The organism is Cupriavidus sp. 2SB (assembly GCF_005503625.1).
Taxonomy (GTDB): domain Bacteria; phylum Pseudomonadota; class Gammaproteobacteria; order Burkholderiales; family Burkholderiaceae; genus Cupriavidus.
Genome location: NZ_SCMX01000027.1, coordinates 55470 through 74615, shown reverse-complemented (window position 1 = coordinate 74615; position 19146 = coordinate 55470). Strand labels below are relative to the sequence as shown.

General features: G+C 63.7%; 19 protein-coding genes. 9 read left to right on the top strand and 10 right to left on the bottom strand.

Translation table 11 applies throughout. The features are described 5' to 3' along the window. Positions 1-21: 21 nt before the first annotated feature. The 9 genes from urtA to FFS21_RS14985 all read left to right on the top strand — a co-directional run bounded on the left by urtA (position 22) and on the right by FFS21_RS14985 (position 8259). Positions 22-1284, top strand: a complete 1263-nt coding sequence (gene urtA, locus FFS21_RS15025; protein ID WP_137925582.1) for an urea ABC transporter substrate-binding protein — start codon at positions 22-24, stop codon at positions 1282-1284. Between the two features lie 23 nt (positions 1285-1307). Continuing rightward, the gene (urtB, locus tag FFS21_RS15020) at positions 1308-2222 is read left to right on the top strand and encodes an urea ABC transporter permease subunit UrtB (RefSeq protein ID WP_137925581.1); all 915 of its coding nucleotides are present in this window, start codon (positions 1308-1310) and stop codon (positions 2220-2222) included. 37 nt (positions 2223-2259) lie between these two features. Then, entirely contained in the window at positions 2260-3399 is a 1140-nt protein-coding gene (urtC, locus tag FFS21_RS15015) for an urea ABC transporter permease subunit UrtC (RefSeq protein ID WP_137925580.1), read from the top strand. 8 nt (positions 3400-3407) lie between these two features. Continuing rightward, positions 3408-4151 carry an urea ABC transporter ATP-binding protein UrtD gene (gene urtD / locus FFS21_RS15010; RefSeq protein WP_137925579.1) on the top strand — a complete coding sequence of 248 codons (744 nt, stop codon included), beginning with the start codon at positions 3408-3410 and terminating at the stop codon, positions 4149-4151. Between the two features lie 30 nt (positions 4152-4181). Then, on the top strand, positions 4182-4871 hold the full coding sequence (gene urtE, locus FFS21_RS15005) for an urea ABC transporter ATP-binding subunit UrtE (protein ID WP_137925578.1): 690 nt from the start codon (positions 4182-4184) through the stop codon (positions 4869-4871). A 54-nt stretch (positions 4872-4925) separates the two neighbouring features. Next, the gene (fmdA, locus tag FFS21_RS15000; protein ID WP_137925577.1) at positions 4926-6155 is read left to right on the top strand and encodes a formamidase; all 1230 of its coding nucleotides are present in this window, start codon (positions 4926-4928) and stop codon (positions 6153-6155) included. Between the two features lie 27 nt (positions 6156-6182). Beyond that, positions 6183-6497: an FmdB family zinc ribbon protein gene (locus FFS21_RS14995; RefSeq protein ID WP_137925576.1), complete on the top strand. Its 315-nt coding sequence runs from the start codon at positions 6183-6185 to the stop codon at positions 6495-6497. Between the two features lie 146 nt (positions 6498-6643). Beyond that, positions 6644-6931 carry a helix-turn-helix domain-containing protein gene (locus FFS21_RS14990; RefSeq protein WP_137925575.1) on the top strand — a complete coding sequence of 96 codons (288 nt, stop codon included), beginning with the start codon at positions 6644-6646 and terminating at the stop codon, positions 6929-6931. Then, the gene (locus tag FFS21_RS14985) at positions 6928-8259 is read left to right on the top strand and encodes a type II toxin-antitoxin system HipA family toxin (protein ID WP_137925574.1); all 1332 of its coding nucleotides are present in this window, start codon (positions 6928-6930) and stop codon (positions 8257-8259) included. The genes FFS21_RS14990 and FFS21_RS14985 overlap by 4 nt, the downstream gene beginning before the upstream one ends. Before the next feature lie 23 nt (positions 8260-8282). Here the strand turns inward: FFS21_RS14985 and FFS21_RS14980 are convergent, their stop codons facing one another. From FFS21_RS14980 to FFS21_RS14935, 10 genes are all read right to left on the bottom strand, one after another. Then, positions 8283-9017, bottom strand: a complete 735-nt coding sequence (locus tag FFS21_RS14980) for a GntR family transcriptional regulator (RefSeq protein ID WP_237380520.1) — start codon at positions 9015-9017, stop codon at positions 8283-8285. Next, positions 9014-10612 (bottom strand): ABC transporter ATP-binding protein, encoded by a 1599-nt coding sequence (locus FFS21_RS14975; RefSeq protein ID WP_137925573.1) that lies wholly within the window; start codon positions 10610-10612, stop codon positions 9014-9016. The genes FFS21_RS14980 and FFS21_RS14975 overlap by 4 nt, the downstream gene beginning before the upstream one ends. Positions 10613-10617: 5 nt before the next feature. Then, positions 10618-11307 carry a biuret amidohydrolase gene (gene biuH, locus FFS21_RS14970; RefSeq protein ID WP_137925572.1) on the bottom strand — a complete coding sequence of 230 codons (690 nt, stop codon included), beginning with the start codon at positions 11305-11307 and terminating at the stop codon, positions 10618-10620. 29 nt (positions 11308-11336) lie between these two features. After that, entirely contained in the window at positions 11337-12263 is a 927-nt protein-coding gene (locus FFS21_RS14965; RefSeq protein ID WP_137925571.1) for an ABC transporter permease, read from the bottom strand. Beyond that, on the bottom strand, positions 12256-13374 hold the full coding sequence (locus FFS21_RS14960) for an ABC transporter permease (protein ID WP_137925570.1): 1119 nt from the start codon (positions 13372-13374) through the stop codon (positions 12256-12258). Before FFS21_RS14960 ends, FFS21_RS14965 begins: the two co-directional genes overlap by 8 nt. 63 nt (positions 13375-13437) lie before the next feature. Beyond that, positions 13438-14535, bottom strand: coding sequence for a BMP family ABC transporter substrate-binding protein (locus FFS21_RS14955; protein WP_137925569.1), 1098 nt, complete (start codon positions 14533-14535; stop codon positions 13438-13440). A gap of 45 nt (positions 14536-14580) precedes the next feature. Next, positions 14581-16383, bottom strand: a complete 1803-nt coding sequence (atzF, locus tag FFS21_RS14950) for an allophanate hydrolase (protein ID WP_137925593.1) — start codon at positions 16381-16383, stop codon at positions 14581-14583. 2 nt (positions 16384-16385) lie between these two features. Continuing rightward, on the bottom strand, positions 16386-17207 hold the full coding sequence (locus tag FFS21_RS14945; RefSeq protein WP_137925568.1) for an ABC transporter ATP-binding protein: 822 nt from the start codon (positions 17205-17207) through the stop codon (positions 16386-16388). Between the two features lie 3 nt (positions 17208-17210). Next, positions 17211-18056 (bottom strand): ABC transporter permease, encoded by an 846-nt coding sequence (locus tag FFS21_RS14940; protein ID WP_137925567.1) that lies wholly within the window; start codon positions 18054-18056, stop codon positions 17211-17213. 3 nt (positions 18057-18059) lie between these two features. Further along, positions 18060-19076, bottom strand: a complete 1017-nt coding sequence (locus FFS21_RS14935) for an ABC transporter substrate-binding protein (RefSeq protein ID WP_502705177.1) — start codon at positions 19074-19076, stop codon at positions 18060-18062. Positions 19077-19146: the final 70 nt, after the last annotated feature.

Sequence of the window (19146 nt, the reverse complement as noted above, 5' to 3'; positions counted from 1 at the left end):
TGCCGCCAAGGAGCGTTGAACATGCGTGACAACAAAGACCAGCCGCTATCGTCGAATCGCCGCCGCCTGATGCAAGGGCTGGCCGCCCTGCCCGCACTGCCGCTCGCTGGCATGGCTGCGCAGGCGCACGGCGCCAACCTGCCGACCTCCGCGGTCAATACAACCAAGCTCGCCGTGACCGATACCGAAGTCATCGTCGGCCAGCTTCATTCCGCCACGGGGACGATGGCGATTTCTGAAACGGGTTCGATCCAGGCCGAGCAACTTGCCATCGATCAGATCAACGCAGCAGGCGGCGTTCTCGGCCGCAAGATCAAGGTGATCAAGGAAGACGGTGCCTCGGACTGGCCCACCTTCGCCGAGAAATCGAAGAAGCTGCTCGTCAACGATCGCGTGGCCGCCGTGTTCGGCTGCTGGACGTCGGCATCGCGCAAAGCCGTGCTGCCGGTCTTCGAGAAAGAGAACGGCCTGCTGTACTACCCGACGTTCTATGAAGGGCTGGAACAGTCGAAGAACGTTATCTACACGGGTCAGGAAGCCACGCAGCAGATCATCTGGGGTCTGGACTGGGCCGCCAAGCAGAAGAACGCCAAGAGCTTTTTCCTGATTGGTTCGGACTACATCTGGCCGCGCACGTCGAACAAGATCGCGCGCAAGCACATCGAGAATTTCCAGAAGGCCAAGGTGGTGGGCGAGGAGTACTACCCGCTGGGTCATACCAACTTCAACTCGCTGATCAACAAGATCAAGATCGCCAAGCCCGATTGCATCTACGCCATCGTGGTGGGCGGCTCGAACGTGGCGTTCTACAAGCAACTCAAGGCAGCGGGTATCACGGCGGACAAGCAGTTCCTGCTCACGATCTCCGTGACCGAAGACGAAGTGCTGGGCATCGGCGGCGAGAACATCGCTGGCTTCTACGCGGCCATGAAGTACTTCCAGTCGCTGGACAACCCCAACAACAAGCAGTTCGTGGATGCCTTCAAGGCCAAGTACGGCGCAAAGTCCGTGATCGGCGATGTGACGCAGGCAGGCTACCTTGGCCCATGGTTGTGGAAGGCCGCCGTGGAAAAGGCTGGCAGTTTCGATATCGACAAGGTGGTGGCCGCATCGCCCGGCATCGAACTCAAGACCGCGCCCGAGGGCTACGTGAAGGTCGATACGAACCATCACCTCTGGAGCAAGACGCGCGTGGGACTGGCGCAGCTTGACGGCCAGTTCAAGGTGGTAGCGGAATCGCCGCAACTGATTCCGCCGAACCCGTTCCCCAAGGGCTACCAGTAATCCATCCACGCGGGAGCACGGTCATGAATCTCTCCGACATGCTGAATATTGGCCTGATGCAAGGCTTTGCCGGCCTCAGCCTGTTCTCGGTCCTGCTGCTGATGGCATTGGGACTGGCAATCATCTTTGGGCAGATGGGCGTCATCAACATGGCCCATGGCGAGTTCATGACCATCGGCGCCTACACGATCTACCTGGCCTCCACCACGGTGGAACGCCTGGCGCCGTCATGGATGGGCTGGTATTTCCCGCTGGCAATCGGCGCGGCCTTCGTGTTCGCGTTCGCTGCGGGATGGCTGGCCGAGTGGGCGCTGATCCGGCATCTGTACAAGCGTCCGCTCGATACCTTGCTGGCGACATGGGGTCTCTCGCTCGGCATGCAGCAGCTGTTCCGCTCGACCTTCGGGCCGAAGGAAGTCAGCCCCACGCTGCCCGAATGGCTGATGGGTTCGTGGGCACCCGCCCCCGGACTCGATATTCCGATCAACGGCTTGTTCGTAATGGCATTGACGCTGGCCGTGGCCGGGCTGGTGTGGCTGGCACTGTATCGCTCACGATGGGGCTTGCGTGTACGCGCCACCACGGCCAATCGCGCCATGGCCAATGCGGCGGGCATCAACACCAAGCGCACGGATCGACTGACCTTTGCCATCGGCTGCGGCATTGCAGGCGTGGCCGGCGCGGCTTTCACGACGATTGGTTCCACCGGCCCTACGAGCGGCGCGCTCTATATCGTCGATTCCTTCCTGGTGGTGACGTTTGGCGGTGCGGCAAGTCTGGCGGGCACCGTGGCGTCTGCCTTCGGCATCGCGCAAATGCAATCGATCAGCGAGTTCTTCCTCACGGGTTCGATGGCACGCGTGCTGACGCTGCTGCTGATCGTGTCGATCCTGATGATTCGTCCGCAGGGACTGTTTGCACCGGCGGTGCGACGTTGATGTCCCCGGCTTACCTGCTTGATCACGGAGTTCGATGATGTCTCCCACAAAAACGCTACCGCTACCGCAACGGCTGCGCGCCCTGGGCGGCGAATGGGCCGGTTATGCGCTGCTCGGGCTGACGCTGGTCGTCGTGCTGCCGCTCGCGCTCGACGTCTTCCGCCTGAACCTCATCGGCAAGTACCTGAGCTACGCATTCGTGGCCGTGGGACTCGTCATGCTGTGGGGCTACGGCGGCGTACTGAGTCTTGGGCAAGGCGTGTTCTTCGGGCTGGGCGGCTACGCGATGGCCATGTTCCTGAAGCTCGAAGCCTCGGACCCGAAGAGTACGGCCATCCAGTCCACGCCCGGCATTCCCGACTTCATGGACTGGAACCAGCTCACCGCGCTGCCCTGGTGGTGGGAGCCGTTCCGGCACTTGCCGTTCGCGCTGATCGGCGTGATTGCGGTGCCGGTGCTGCTGGCCTTCGTCGTCAGCTTCGCCATGTTCCGGCGCCGCGTTGGCGGCGTGTATTTCGCGATCATCACGCAGGCCGTGGCGCTGATTCTCTCCGTGCTGATCATCGGCCAGCAAGGCTATACAGGTGGCGTGAACGGCATCACCGATCTCAAGACCATGCTCGGCTGGGATATCCGTACCGACAGCGCAAAGATGATTCTCTACTTCGTCAACGTGGCGCTGCTGTTCGGCACGATGCTGCTGTGCCGCTGGATTCAGCGCACCAAGCTTGGCGTGCTGCTGCTGGCGATGCGCGACAAGGAGGACCGCGTGCGCTTCTCCGGCTATGACGTGGCGATGTTCAAGGTCTTCGTGTTCTGCCTGGCGGCGGCACTCGCTGCGGTAGGCGGTGCAATGTTCACGCTGCAGGTGGGTTTCATGTCGCCGTCGTTCGTCGGCATCGTGCCATCGATCGAAATGGTGATCTTTGCCGCAGTGGGTGGACGCATGAGTCTCGTCGGTGCGGTGTGGGGCACGTTACTGGTCAATGCGGGCAAGACGTACTTCTCGGAGAGCTTCCCCGACCTGTGGCTGTTCCTGATGGCCGCGCTGTTTATCGGCGTAGTGGTGGCCTTCCCCGAAGGTCTCGCGGGTCTCTATCACAAGTTCATGGCCCGGCGCCGTCGTGGCAGTGAGTCCGGCGAGCCGGCCAGCAACGTCCCCGGCAAGACAGCATAGGAGCGACCATGAGCAATACCGATTTCATGCTGGCTGTAGAGGACTTGTCCGTGTCGTTCGATGGATTCAAGGCCATCGACAACCTGACGCTGTACGTGGACCGCGACGAACTGCGCGTGATCATCGGCCCGAACGGCGCGGGCAAGACTACGCTGCTCGATCTGGTGTGCGGCAAAACACGCGCCAGCGGCGGCAGCATCAAGTTCGTCAATCGAGAGATGACCGGCCTGCCGGAATACGAGATCGTGCGCGCCGGCGTGGGGCGCAAGTTCCAGACGCCCTCGATCTACGAGAACCTCAGCGTCTTCCAGAACCTGGCTGTGTCCTTTCCGCGTGGACGTGGCGTGTTCGGCGCCCTCGCCTTTCGCACCACCGACGAGGTACGCCAGCGCGTCACCGATGTGGCCACCGAGATCGGGCTGGCCGATACGCTGGAGCGCGAAGCCGCGCAGTTGTCGCACGGGCAGAAGCAATGGCTGGAGATCGGCATGTTGCTGATGCAGGAACCGCAACTGCTGATGCTCGACGAGCCCATTGCCGGCATGAGCGTGCGCGAACGCGAGCTGACCGCCGAACTGCTCAAGCGCATCAGCAAGGGACGCGCCGTCATCGTGATCGAGCACGACATGGATTTCGTGCAGCAGATCGCAGACAAGGTCACCGTCATGCACCAGGGAAAGATCCTGGCCGAAGGATCGATGGCGCAAGTACAGAAAGACCCGCGCGTCATCGACGTCTACCTGGGCCACTGAGCCCCGAGCCACAGCTAAGGAGCACATCGCATGCTGACCGTCGATAACGTGGTGGTGAACTATGGCCAGAGCGAGGCGCTGCACGGCGTGTCGTTCGCCGCCGCACAGGGCGAGACCGTCGCCATCATGGGCCGCAACGGCATGGGCAAGACCACGCTGTTCAAGGCGATGATCGGCATGCTGCCGCTGCGCGCCGGACAGGTCTGCGTCAATGGCCAGGACGTGTCGCACGACGAGAGCTACCGCCGCGTGCGTGCCGGCATTGCCTATGTGCCGCAGGGCCGCATGATCTTTTCGCACCTGACCGTCGAAGAAAACATCCTCACTGGCATGGAACAGGGCAAGACGCGGCGCATTCCCGACGAGATCTTCGCCATGTTTCCCGTGCTGTTCGATATGCGGCGCCGCAAGGGCGGCAACCTGTCCGGCGGGCAGCAACAGCAACTGGCCATTGCCCGGGCGCTGGTGTCAAACCCCAAGGTGCTGCTGCTGGATGAACCGACCGAAGGTATCCAGCCGTCGATCATCAAGGACATCGCGCGCGCGCTGAACGAGATTCGCCGCACGCGCGACATCACGATCGTTTTCTCCGAACAGGTACTGAGCTTCGCAATGGAGGTGGCAGATCGCCTCTTCGTCATCGAGGGCGGGCGCTTTGTCCACGAAACGCAGCGTCATAGCACCGATGTCGCGCATATCCGCGAGTACCTGTCCGTCTAGCCATCCCTCACTCGTTTTCATCACCACCCCTGCACGCATCCAGGAGTCAATCTCATGACCGATACCCTGATCCAGGTCGATCTGGCCCAGTCGCCGTACGAGAACCCCAACGTCCACAACCGCTGGCACCCCGACATCCCCATGGCCTGCTGGGTCAAACCCGGCGACGATTTCATCCTGGAGACCTACGACTGGACGGGCGGCTTCATCAAGAACAACGATTCCGCCGATGACGTGCGCGACATCGACCTGTCCATCGTTCACTTCCTGTCCGGACCCGTCGGCGTGGAAGGCGCGGAACCGGGCGACCTGCTCGTGGTGGACCTGCTCGACATCGGCGCCAAACCCGAGAGCCAATGGGGCTTCAATGGCTTCTTCTCGAAGCAGAACGGCGGCGGCTTCCTGACCGACCACTTCCCGCAGGCGCAGAAGTCGATCTGGGATTTCCACGGCATGTTTACGTCGTCGCGCCATATCCCCGGCGTGAACTTTGCGGGCCTGATCCATCCGGGCCTGATCGGCTGCCTGCCGGACAAGGCAATGCTGGAGACGTGGAATCAGCGCGAAGCCGATTTGCTGGCGACCGACCCGAACCGCGTCCCCGCACTGGCCAACCCGCCGTTTGCGGCCACTGCGCACATGGGCAAGCTGCAAGGCGATGCGCGCAACGAAGCTGCCGCCACGGGCGCACGCACCGTACCGCCGCGCGAACACGGCGGCAACTGCGACATCAAGGACTTGTCGCGCGGCGCCAAGGTGTACTTCCCGGTGTATGTGGATGGTGCCGGCCTGTCCGTGGGCGATCTGCACTTCTCCCAGGGCGATGGCGAAATCACGTTCTGCGGCGCCATCGAAATGGCCGGCTGGGTGCATATGCGCGTCACGCTGATCAAGGACGGCATGGCGAAGTACGGCGTCAAGAACCCGATCTTCAAGCCCAGCCCCATCACGCCGCACTACAACGACTACCTGATCTTTGAAGGTATCTCGGTCGATGAATCGGGCAAGCAGCATTTCCTTGACGTGAATGTTGCATATCGCCAGGCGTGCCTTAACGCCATCGAATACATGACGAAGTTCGGCTACTCCCGTGCGCAGGCGTACTCGATCCTCGGCACAGCGCCGGTGCAGGGTCATATCAGCGGTGTGGTCGATGTGCCGAACGCATGCGCCACGCTCTGGCTGCCAACGCAGATCTTCGACTTCGACATCCGCCCCAGCGCGAGTGGCCCGACCAAGATGATCCAGGGCACGGTGGACCTGCCGCTTTCGCCCGATCTTTAATCCACATCGCGAGTCACCGGAGCCGCCATGCCCACCTACGATTACCGATGCCACGGATGTGGTGTGTTCACCGTGATGCGCCCGATGTCGCGGCGGGACGAGCCAGCGGCTTGTCCCGACTGCGGCGCGGCGGCGGCCCGGGCGCTGGTGGCGGCGCCGTCGCTCGGCACCTTGAGTACGGCTTCGCGCGCCGCGCATGCCACCAACGAGCGCAGCGCGGCGGCGCCCAAAGAGAGTCGTTCGCACGGTGCGGGATGCGGGTGTTGCAGCCCGGTCAAGCTGCCGACCTCCCCCAACGCAATCAAACAGCCCAGCGGCAGGCCGTGGATGATCAGTCACTAAGTGCCCGCGAAGCGTAGACTTCCGCGCCGCAATGCATGTTATCGCATTACTTTTTATAAAAATACATGCGATAACATGCGATACGACTTGAATGCACTCAGGTCGTGATGCATACTATCGCAGCTATTTTGCTGCGGATGCATGCTATGTCATTACTCTCTGAATCCCAGGCGATGCGCAGTCGCCGCCAGATCTCGATCTCCAATCTGGCACGCCTGATCGGTATGGCGCATCAGAACCTGTCTGCCATCCTTCGCGGTGAGAAAGACAGCCGTGCCTCGACTTTCGAGTCTCTGGCGGGGGCGATGGATGCCGAATGGGTCATGGTGCCCAAGGAGAAACTGACCGAAGTGCGCCAGGTTCTCGATGGCAAAGGCAGCGGCCCCGACCGCACGGCCCGCTCCACGATAGACCACCTGCTGGGCCAATCATGAGCTTTGAACTGCACCCCCGCTACCTGGAGGTTCATCTTCATGATCGGCTCTGCGGCTTTCTCTGTGAGGCGGGCGGGAATACGCGCTTCGTCCCCACGGAGGAATACCGGGGCAACAACGACCGCGACACGCTCAGCCTGTCCATTACGCTGCCGACCGAACTGGGGCGCGAAGCCACGTCGGAAGTCTTCGACAACGCGTTCCACCCCGCGATCTACAACACGGGTGGCGAACTCCCGCCGTACTTTGCCGGCCTGCTGCCCGAAGGCGAACTGCGCAAGCGTCTGGAAGCCACGCGAAAGAACCCCGAGGACAAAGACGATTTCGGCGTGCTGGCCTCCGCTGGCAACGATTTGCCCGGCGCCATCGTGGTGAAACCTGCCGACACGCGCGCGCTGCCCGAATACGTGCGCACTTACGGCGTGACAGGCGGTGCGGACAACCTTGAAATCGCTGTCGTCGAAGGCGCCACGGAAGGCGCGGCGTCGGTCTCGGGCGTGCAGAACAAGCTGGCGCTTTCGACCATGCGAAAGGGCGAGCGCTACACCCTGCCGACCAAGACCAGGATATCGGACATCATCGCCAAGCTGCCAGCGAAGAACGACGACTCCCAGGTGCTCAATGAATACGTGTCGATGCACCTCGCAGCGGCAGCCGGTGTGAACATCGCCCCGATCCAGGTGCTTCCGATGTCGAGCATCGATGTACCAGACCTCGCGAACTCGATGGGCCAGGGCCTGCACTACCTCGCCGTGGAACGCTTCGATCGCACTGGCGACGGTGCCTGCATCCATGCGGAGGACGGCTGTCAATTGCTCGCCCGGATGCCCAGCAGGAAGTACGCCAAGGTTGAGGAGTACATCCGGCTCGTGGCGGCCCTGTACCGGCTGAGTCCGAACGGACTGGAGAACATTCGACAGTTCTTCACGCGTCAGGCGGTCAATACGCTGATCGGCAATAGCGACGCGCATCTCAAGAACTTTTCGGTGATCTACCACGATCGGAAGCTGCCCGAGCTTTCGCCCGCCTACGACATCGTGTGTGTCTCCGCCCTGCCCAACTTCACGTCCTACGGCCAGAACGTGGCGATTGACGAGTTCCAGCGCAAGGAAACGCTGGACCTCTATGAAGTGATCGCGGACAAGGCCGGTATCCCGAAGCGGATCGCTACGGCTGCGGTCAAGGAAGCCGTCTCCATGGCCCAGACCCATTGGCCGGATCTTCTGAAGACCATGGATGCGTCGCAAGCGGTGCGCGATGTGATCACCGAACGGCTGGCAAACCTGCCGCTCGCCAAGGTCGGGAGAGCCGGGAAGAAGGCGTCGTGATGCGCGTGATGCACCGCACCGCCTCAGCTGACAAATGCAAGCTTTTGATTGCGCGCATCGGCGAGCATGGACAGCGTGATCTTGCGCACTTCAAGCTTGCTCTGCGTGATGTGCGCACGCAGCAGGATTGCCGCCTCCGCGTGGCGATTCCGCGTCAGCAGTTCCAGCAGCGTGCTGTGTTCCTCGTAGGTGGCGCTGGTGCGCTTCGGTTTCAGGAAGTCGAGCCGGCGCATGATGCGGATGCGCTCCGTCACGTCGTTATGGACGCGTAGCATCTCGTTGTTGCCGATGGCGGCGACGAGCCGACGATGGAAATCCTCGTCCATCTCGAACATCGTCGCCGGATCGCTCTCCCGCTGATCTTCCGGCACGCACCAGATAGCGCGCAGTGCGTCGATGGCTGCCTGCCCACCCTCCACATGCTGGATACGCTCGATAGCGGCCAGCTCCAGCACGATCCGCAGATCGTAAAGCTGGTCGAGCTGATCGAAGTTCACCGGCAAGACCTTCCAGCCACGCCGAAAACCAACTTCCAGATAGCCTTCGCGTTGCAGGCGAAACAGCGCATCGCGCATCGGCGTACGCGATACGCCGTAGTGCGCGGCAATCGCCAGTTCGGCGAAGCGGTCACCGGGGCAGAGCAGGAAGTTGAAGATATCCTGCTTGATGCGCAGATAGACCTGCTCCGCCATCGCGTTCGGCGCATTCGACGTTGCGTCCATACGTTGTGGGTCGGAAATCGTTGCGATGGCCGTCATTGTGCGCCCGCGACCGTAGGGATATCAATCAGGCTTGCGTGTCCGGCCATGTGCCGGCCCAGTTCCGTCCTGTCTGCAGCGTCGGCCGGACCTTCGTGCACGATGGTGCCTTCGGCCATCACCGCGATGCGGTCGGCCAGTTCAAGCAGTTCGTCCAGGTCCTCGCTGATCAGCAGCACGGCGGCGCCGGCGTTGCGCGCGGCCAGCAGCCGGGCGTGGATATCGGCTACCGAAGCAAAGTCCAGCCCAAAGACTGGGTTGGCCACGATCAGAACGTCCACCGGCTGGCCAAGCTCGCGCGCGAGCACCGCGCGCTGGACGTTGCCGCCGGACAGGGTCCCGATCTGCTGTTCGGGACGCGGTGGACGGACATTGAACTGGGTGATCAGATTCACCGCCCGCGTGCGCATGGCGCCACCGTTCAGCCATCCACCCAGGCGCCGCAACGGTGCACGGTCGAACGTTCGCAGCGCCAGGTTCTCCGCGACGCTCATGCCCGCTACGCAGGCGTTCCTGAGTGGCTCCTCGGGAATCGCGAACAACCGCCGCGCGGTCATCTCCGCACGCGTGGCGCGATACGGCAGTCCGGATACCTCCATCGTGCCCGCTGCCAGCGGCCGCTGGCCAACCAGTGCATCCACCAGTTCGCGCTGGCCGTTGCCCGATACGCCCGCGATACCAAGAATCTCGCCTGCCCTGACTGCCAGAGCGAGATCCCGCACGGCGGCATGGCCGCGATCGTCGCTGACGGTCATCCCGGTTACCCGCAAGCGCACCGCCGCGTCGGCTTCAGTTGGTGTCCGCGTCACGCGGCGTGCGCCGGCTGCCGCTGACGCTTCGGCGTCCACAACGGTACCGGCCAGATCGCCCGCGCCCATCATCCACCCCGCAAGCTGCCCGACGTTGGTATCGGCTACGGCGCTGCCGCCGGCCCTGCGCCCCTTGCGCAGCACTGTCACGTCATCGGCGTAGGCGGTGACCTCGCGGAACTTGTGGGTGATCATCAGCACGGTCAGTTCGCCGCGCGACGTCAGCGTCCGCATCAGCCCGAGGACTTCGTCGGCCTCATGCGGGGTCAGCACGGAGGTGGGCTCGTCCAGGATCAGGAAACGCTGCCGCAGATAGAGCTGCTTGAGGATTTCCAGCTTCTGCTTTTCGCCGGCGGCCAGTGTCCGTACCAGGCGGTCCAGAGGCAGCCGGAACGGCATTTCCTGCATGAAGGCGTCTAGCGCGGCCCGTTCGGCGGCCCAGTCCAGCTTCCATGGCAGCGACCCGCGTGCGAGCAGCAGATTCTCCTCGACGGACATCCCTTCGGCCAACGTGAAATGCTGGTAGACCATGCCGATGCCCAGCGCCTGCGCGGCGCGCGGGGAATCGATACGGACCTCGCGCCGGTCGGCAACAAGTTGCCCGGCATCCAGCGGCGCATAGCCGACCAGCCCTTTTACGAGCGTACTCTTGCCCGCGCCGTTCTCGCCAAGCAATGCGTGAATGGTGCCGGGCGCGATCTTGAGCGATACGTCATCGAGCGCCCGGAACGCGCCAAACGATTTCGTGGCGCCGATGACTTCCAGTCCAAGTGCCTCGCCAGCCATGGCGGCTAACCCAGCGTGGCCAGCAGGGCCTGCGAGTTCGATACCGTACCGAACACGCCACCCTGCATGGTGACCATGTGGAGCGCCGCATCATGGTTGCCCTGATCGGTCGCCCCGCAGCAATCCGCCAGAATCGTGCACTCGAAGCCCCGGTCGTTCGCTTCCCGCATTGTCGTGTGCACGCAGACATCGGTCGTGATACCGGTCAGTATCAGGTTCACGATGCCGCGCGTGCGCAGGATCAATTCCAGATCTGTGGCGCAGAACGAGCCCTTGCCGGGCTTGTCGATCACGATTTCTCCGGGCAGCGGTGCCAGTTCGTCGATGATTTCCCAGCCCGGTTCGCCCCGGACCAGGATCTTGCCGCAGGGGCCCTCGTCGCCAATGCCCACGCCGCCGATACCCGCCTGCCGGCTGCGCCAGCGCTTGTTGGCGGGCAGGTCCGACAGGTCCGGCCGGTGTCCTTCGCGCGTATGGATGATCGTGAAGTCCTGGGCGCGCATCGTGGCCAGCACACGGCGGATGGGCTCGATCGGGGCGCGGGTCATCGACAGGTCGTAGCCCATGCGGTCTACATAGCCGCCGAAACCGCAGAAATCGGTCTGCATGTCGATGATGACCAGTGCCGTGTTGTCGGCGCGAAGGTTGCCGTCATAGGGCCAGGGATATGGCCTGGCGTCGATGGTTCGGTTCATGTTGTCCTTGATGGAATTGAGTCGGCGGGTCAGCGGGTCAGGCTCAGTTCGCCCGGCGCCCCGGCCAGTGCACGGTTGGGGCGGCAGCTGATGGTCATGATCGCGAGCGTCAATACATACGGCGCCGCATTGAACAGGTAGTAGCCGCCAGTGATGCCGATGGCCTGCAGTGCCGGGCCCAGCGCGCCAGCCGCACCGAACAGCAGCGCCGCCCACAGGCAACGCATGGGCTGCCAGCGCGCGAAGATGACCAGCGCCACGGCCATGAGCCCCTGCCCGCTGGACAGTCCCTCGTTCCAGCTTCCCGGATAGACCAGCGACAGGTAGGCGCCGCCCACGCCGGCCAGCAAGCCGCCCACGGCCGTGGCCGCAATGCGGATGCGTGTTAGCGGGTAGCCCATGGCGCGCGCGGTCTCGCCGTGATCGCCAACCAGCCGCAGCACCATCCCCCAGCGCGTGGCGCGCATGCCCCATTGCAGCGCGAAAGCCAGCGCCACGCCGATCAGGAACAGCACGTTGATGCGCAGGAGTTGCTGCACCTGCAGCGAGGCCGACCACGCACCCAGCTCGATCGATGGCAGGCCGGGCGCCTGCGGTGCAATGAACGGCTTGCCGAGGAAGAGCGCCAGCCCGGTTCCCAGCAACATCAGCGCGATGCCGAAGGCGATGTCAGACACGCGGGGCAGCGAACACACCAGCCCATGCAGGCCACCCAGCAGCAGGCCCACGCCTGCGGCGGCCAGCACACCCAGCCACGGGGACCCCGACAGGTAGGACACCGCGTAGCCGCTCATGGCGCCCGACACGAGAATGCCTTCCAGCCCCAGGTTGACGCGCCCGCCCTTCTCGGTCAGGCACTCTCCCAGGCTCACGAACAAGTACGGCGTGCTGACGCGGATCGCGCCCGTGACCAGCGACAGTATCAGCACGAGCCACGTCGACGAAGCCTCATGCATGGCGGGTCTCCAGTTCTGCCTGCGCCTTGCCGGCCAGGGCAATGTCCTGCAATTTCACGCGCCAGCTGGAAAGCGCACCGCCCATGGCTTCCCACGCCAGCAGGTTGGCAAACAGCAGGCCCTGCAGTACAAACGTGGTGGCATCGGGCAGATGCAGCCGCCGCTGCAGCAGGCTGCCGCTGTTCTCGATGCCGCCGATCATCAGTGCGCAGGCAACGATGGCCAGCGGATTCTGCCGGGCCGCGAACGCCACCAGGATGCCGCTGTACCCGTACCCCGCCAGCAGTGCCACGTTGGCGCTGCCCTGTACTGCCGCCACCTCGAACATGCCTGCCAGGCCTGCTGCCGCACCGCCCAGCACGCAGGCCGCCAGCGTGAGACGGCCCACCGGCAGCCCTACCAGCCGGGCCGCCCGGGCGTTGCCGCCCGTCACCCGCATGGCAAATCCGAACGTCGAGCGCCGCACCATCAGCCACGCCGCCGCGCAGGCCAACACGCCAGCCAGCAAGCCCCAGTGCACGTCGATGCCCGGCAGCGTGCCGACCATCCATGCATCCGGAACGGGTACGGTGGAGGGCTTGTTCAGGCTGGCGGGATCGCGCAATGGCCCCTCTACCAGATGCTTGAATACGGCGATGGCGATGTAAGCCAGCAGCAGGCTGCTGATGGTTTCATTGACCCCGCGCCGTTGCCGCAGTGCGCCGGCTGCACCGATCCAGCAACCTCCCGCCAGCATGCCCGCAGCGGCCATCGCTGGCATGACGATCCACCACGGGGTAGCCGCAGGCACGCACTGGGGCACCAGCGCGGCGGCCAGGCCGCCGAGCGCCAACGCGCCTTCGCCGCCGATCACGATCAGGCCGACCTGCGCCGGCAACGCCACGCATAGCGCGGTCAGCATCAGCGGCGCAGCGCGCGTGAGCGTGCTCTGCCAGGCAAACGGCGTGCCGAAGGCGCCCTGGAAGATCAGTTGCATCGCCTCCAGCACCGGCGCCCCCTGCAGCAGCAGGAACAACGAGAACAGCAACAACGCGCTGGCCACGGCCAGCAAGGTAGGCAACGCGGGCAGGACGGCCAGCGTCAGCGTGGCAGTGCTGGCGGGGATGCGCATGGGAAGCTCCTGAGGCAACGTCGATCCACGGATTCGGCGGGGTTCGGCGGGGTTCGTCGTTCGTCAGCCCTGCCCCACCACGCCCGCCACCAGGTAGTTCATGGATTCGAGCGCGTAGTCCGTCTGAACCAGCCTGGTGCCGGCGGGCACTGCGACGCCACCCTTGTTGTCCTTCAGCGGCCCCTTGAAAATCACAAAGTCGCCGGCCACCATCTTCGCCTTGATGGCATCCGCGCTTTGCTTCGCTGCCGTGCTGACCGCTGCCCCGTATGGCGACATCTTCACGTAGCCTTCCTTGAGCCCGCCGCGCAGCAGATTCGGCTGTGCCTTGCCGGCCTGGGCATTGGCAACAATCGCCTTGTAGGGCGTGGCCCAATCCCATTCGGCGCCGGTCAGATAGCCCTTGGGGGCCAGCGCTGCCTGGCTGGCGTGATACCCACAGCTCATGACGCCGCGCTTCTCGGCGGTCTCGACGATGACCTTCGGACCATCGACATGGCAGGTCAGCACGTCGCAGCCCTGGTCGATCAGGCTATTGGCTGCCTCGGCTTCCTTGACCGGCATCGACCAGTCACCCGTGAAGATCACCCGCGTCGTGATGGACGGATCGACGGACTGCGCGCCAAGCGTGAACGCATTGATGTTGCGCAGCACCTGCGGAATCGGCTTGGCCGCCACGAAGCCAAGCTTCTTCGACTTGCTCATGTGCCCGGCGATCACCCCGTCCAGATACTGGCATTCGTCGATGTAGCCGAAGTAGCTGGCGATATTTGCCGGGTTGCCGGCCTTCCACAGTCCCCCGCAGTGCGCGAACCGCACCTTGGGGTACTTGGCCGCGACCTTCAGCACGTGCGGATCGAAATAACCGAACGACGTAGCAAAGATCAGCGAGACCCCGTCCTGCTGGATCATGGCCTCCATGGTCTTCTGCGCCGCGATGGTCTCGGGCACGTTTTCTTCCTCCACCAGCTTCACGTTGGGCAGCTTGCGAATCACGCTGGTGGCCGTGGCCTGCGCCTGGTTGTAGCCGAAGTCGCCGCGCGCGCCGACATACAGCACACCCACCGTCACGTTCTCGGCGGCCAGCAGCGATTCAAACGGCAGGAGGGAGCCAAGCGTCAGCGCGCTGGCCTGTTTCAGAAAATCACGACGTTGGGTCATGGCAAGGTCCGATGGATAGGATGGAGAGAAGTGCGATGTGGCAATTCAGCTTGCGGCAACGGCTGGCTCGGCAGCTTCGACGCTGCGCAGATACGCCCGCCAGCCGCCAAACGCGGTGATGTCTCGTGCGCCGCTGCCAGCCTCCACGGCAAAGGGCTCGCAAATGAAGCCCTTGACCTGCCGCCCATCGGCCAGCACGACCGAGCCGATACCAAGTGGTGCGGGCACATCGGCCACGAACTTGCCGAACTGGTGCAGGGGCACGTCCCACACCTCGACTTCGATGGCCGCGCCAGCATCGTCACGCACCAGTCCTGGCTTGGGTGGCACCGTTCCGGCCAGTGTATGGAGCCGATAGTTTGGCGATGTGGTTGTCGATTCGATGAATCGGGCGCCCGCTTCCTGCAGTTGCCAGTTCAGCGGCTGACCGCGCAGATGCGCGCCCACCACAGCCAGCGCCACGGATGGCTCGTTGAGCGGCAGCGGTTCCGGCAGAACGTCGGCCGTGCCGCGCAGGCTCGCTTCGATCTTTGCGCCCAGCACCGCCAATCGATGATCCGCACCAGCAGGCCCGATCAGCGTGATGCCAGCAGGCAGCCCATCGGCACGCGGCAGGCCAGGAATCGCCAGCGCGCACAGGTCGAGCAGGTTCACGAAGTTCGTATAGCGCCCGAGCTTGCTGTTCTCGACCACGGGATCGGCCTGCACGGCGGCGATGGTCGGATGCGTCGGCGCGGTTGGCACTACCAGCACATCGATCCGAGCGAACAGCCCCTCGGCCTGGCGCTTCAGATCGGCCAACTGGTACTGCGCGTTGAACGCATCGGCAGCACTGAACTGGTTGGCCTTTTCGATCACGGTCACGACGGTTGCATCCATTGCATCGCGATGCGTGACCAGAAAATCGCCCACCGCAGCACGACGCTCGGCCACCCATGGGCCGTCGTAGAGCAGCGCGGATGTCTGCGCCAGCGGCGTGAAATCGATGGTCTCGGTCTGGATACCGAGCCGCGAACCCAATCGATCGAGCGTGGCCATGAACGCCTGTTCGGCCTGCGCATCGTTCTCAAAGCTCAATGCATCGGGCAAGCCCACGCGCCACGCACGCGGCAGTCCCAGCATCGGCACGCGCGACGAGCAGCTATCCGCGGCATCGTAAGCCCCGATCTGCTCCAGCACGCGCCAGGCATCGGCCACATCATGCGCGAACACTGAAATCGTATCGAGCGTGCGGCACGCGGGCACCACGCCGCGCTTGCTCACCAGACCCAGCGACGGCTTCAAACCGACGAGTCCGTTCATGCCAGCCGGCACACGTCCCGATCCTGCGGTGTCAGTGCCGAGCGAGAACGCCACGCAGTTGCCCGCCACAGCCACCGCCGATCCCGAACTGGAGCCTCCCGAGACATACGCGGGCGACGTACTGTGCCGCACCGCGCCGTAAGGCGAACGCGTGCCCACCAGCCCGGTAGCGAACTGATCGAGGTTGGTCTTGCCGACCAGAAGCGCGCCGGCGTCGAGCAATCGCTGCACCGCGAATGCCGTGGATTGCGGCACGTAGGTGAACGCGGGGCACGCTGCCGTAGTCGGCAGCCCCGCCACGTCGATGTTGTCCTTGACCGCGAACGGCACGCCGAACAGCGGCAGGCGCCGCAGGATGGCCTCGCCTTCCTGGTCGAGCATCGCCTTCAAGGCTTGCGCCTTCGCCATCAGCGTTTCGACCGGCACGCGATGGATCCATACCTCGGGGCGGTCGAATGACTCGATCTGGCGCAGTACTTCCGTGGCGCACGCCATCGGATCGAGCGTGCCTCGCGCATAGCGCTCATGCAAATCGGCAATTGTCATCATCATCGGCGCACCTCGCGCTGGAAAATCTCCAGGCTTTGTCGCTTGGCTTCAACAAAGCTGGCTTGGGATAGCGTATCGACGGTACGTGGCCGCGCGTCGGTGTAGTCAAGGATTTCCGCCACGCGCGTGGGGCGCTTGGTCAGCAGCAGGATCTGGTCGGCCAGATAGACCGCTTCTTCCAGATCGTGCGAGACCAGCAGCATCGTGGTGCCGGTCTGCATGAACACCTCTTGCAGCTTCTCGCGAATGAACAGCGTCATCTCGAAATCGAGCGCGGAGAACGGCTCGTCCAGGAACAGCACTTCGGGCCGGGGCGCCAGCGCGCGCATGATCGACGCGGTCTGCTGCTGTCCGCCCGACAGTTCATACGGATAGCGGTTCAGGTCGAACTTGACGTCGAAGGACGCCACCAGTTCGGCCATGCGGCGATCCACCTCTACCTTGCTGCAACCTTCGAGCAGCAGCGGATAGGCGATGTTGTCGATGGTGCGCATCCACGGGAACAGTGCCTCGCGGTAGTTCTGGAACACGTAGCCGATGCGCGTGTCCTTGAGCGTCTTGCCATCGAACAGGATCTCGCCGCGATCGATCGGGATCAGGCCGGCAATCATGTTGATCAGCGTGCTTTTGCCGCAGCCGTTGGGACCGAACACCGAGACAATGCGGCCCTTCGGAATATCGAGATCGAAGTTCTCGTACAGCGGCCAGCCCGCGAAGTATTTGGTGAGTCCGCGAATGGTGATGTGTGTGCCCGGCGGCCCCGGCCGGAACGCCGGCACGGGAACGTCGACATGACGGGCAGGTGTCTGGATTGCGCTCATGATTTACCTCCCGCTCCAATGGACGATGCGTCGTTCCACAACAAGAAACACGATATTGAGCAGATAGCCCAGCGCACCTGCGGCCAGAATCGCGGCGTACATCGTCTTGACGTTCAGCACCTGCTGCGCGTCGATGATGGCGTGGCCCAGACCGTTCTCCGAGCCGATAAACATCTCGGCCACGATGACGATCACCAGTGCCATCGACACCGCCGAACGCAAACCCACAAAGCTCGGTTGCAGGCTTTCCCAGATCAGCACGTCGCGGAACACGCGCCAGCGCGAGGCGCCCATGACACGCGCCGCCATGACGCGCTGCTTGCGGGCGTTGATGACACCGTAGGCACTGTTGAACACCACGATCAGCATGGCGCCGAATGCTGCAATGGCAATCTTGTTGATATCGCTGACACCGAAGATCAGCAGGAACAGCGGGATCAGCGCGGACGACGGCGTGGATCGGAAGAAATCGATCACGAACTCCACACTGCGATAGGCACGCTCGTTGCTGCCCAGCAGCACGCCCAGCGGCATGCCCACCACGGCGGCAATCGCAAATGCCTGCAACGTGCGCAACACCGTGACCACAAAATCGGTCAGCAGCGGACCACCGGCCAGGCCGGTCATCAACGCGGCAATCGTGTCAGCAGGACTCGGCAGCAGAATGGCCTTGATCCAGCCCAGACGCACCACGGCATCCCAGATGATCAGCAACACCAGCGGGCCCACAGCGGGAAGCAAACGATCCGTGAAAGGCCGGCGCGGTGCGGCATCGGCTGACGCCGGCGGCGACCACGGCTGCTGGGCGATGCCCGCAGCGGGCACCTTGGAAGTGGAGGCTTCGGACATGACTTACCCCTTGTAGAGCATGGTGCTGACATCCACCTTGCGCGAGAAGATGCCCTTGTCCGAGAACAGGTTGTAGAACTGCTGGAAGTAGGCGACGTCGCTGGCCTTGAACTCGTCGTAGAACAGGTAGTCGGACATCGGCACCTCGGTCGTCAGCGGACCTTCGATGGCCGTATAGCCCTTGAGGAAGGGGCGTGCCTCCTGCGGCGACTGCTTCACGAGGTTCACACCGCGCCGATAGGCCGCCATGTAGCGCTTGGCGACATCGGGCTGCTTGGCGAGGAATTCGGCCGTCAGGCTGGCCGAGCCGCCATGCCATGGCGCCATCGGGTCACCGAGGATGTAGCGCGCCACCACACCAGCTTCCAGCGTGCGCGTCACGCCCTTGAGGCGCCCCACCGTGCCGGTGGGCTCCAGCGTGTAGATGCCATCGACCTGGCCAGCGGCCAGTGCCGCCACGTGCTGACCGATCGGCAGTTCGGTCACGCTCATCTGCCCTGCTCCCGCGCGTTCCAGCATGGTCTTGGCGAGCACCACGTTCTGCACGCCAGGGCCGCACGCCACGCGCTTGTCCTTGAACTCGGCCACGGACTTGATCGGACTGTCCTTGGCCACGATGAACTCTTCGAGCACGAACTTGGCGTTGGTGGGGTTCGTGCAGAAAATCTTGAGCAGGCCCGGTTGCGCGATCTCGCCCAGTGCCAGCGCCGCCGAGGCGGTGCCATTGGCGCTACCGTCGCAACGGCCAGCGATCATCGCCTCGATCACCTGTTGCGCGCTGGCGAACTTGAGCGGTTCCACATCGAGCCCGGCTTCCTTGAAATAGCCCTTTTCGATGGCTGCGAAGAACGGCAATGCCGACGCCACGGGCCAGAATCCGACGCGCAGTTTCGGGGTGCCCTGTGCGCGGACGATGGCCGGTGCGGACAGTGCAGCGGCAGCGGCGACAGACGTCTTGAGCAGGCGTCGGCGCGTGGCGGAAACCTCGGAACGGAAAGGGGGCAGCTTGGACATGGGCATTTCCTCGTGAATGTTCGACTCGCATCCAATCTTGAATACAAGATGGTTTATGCGAGTACAGCAAAGGCTG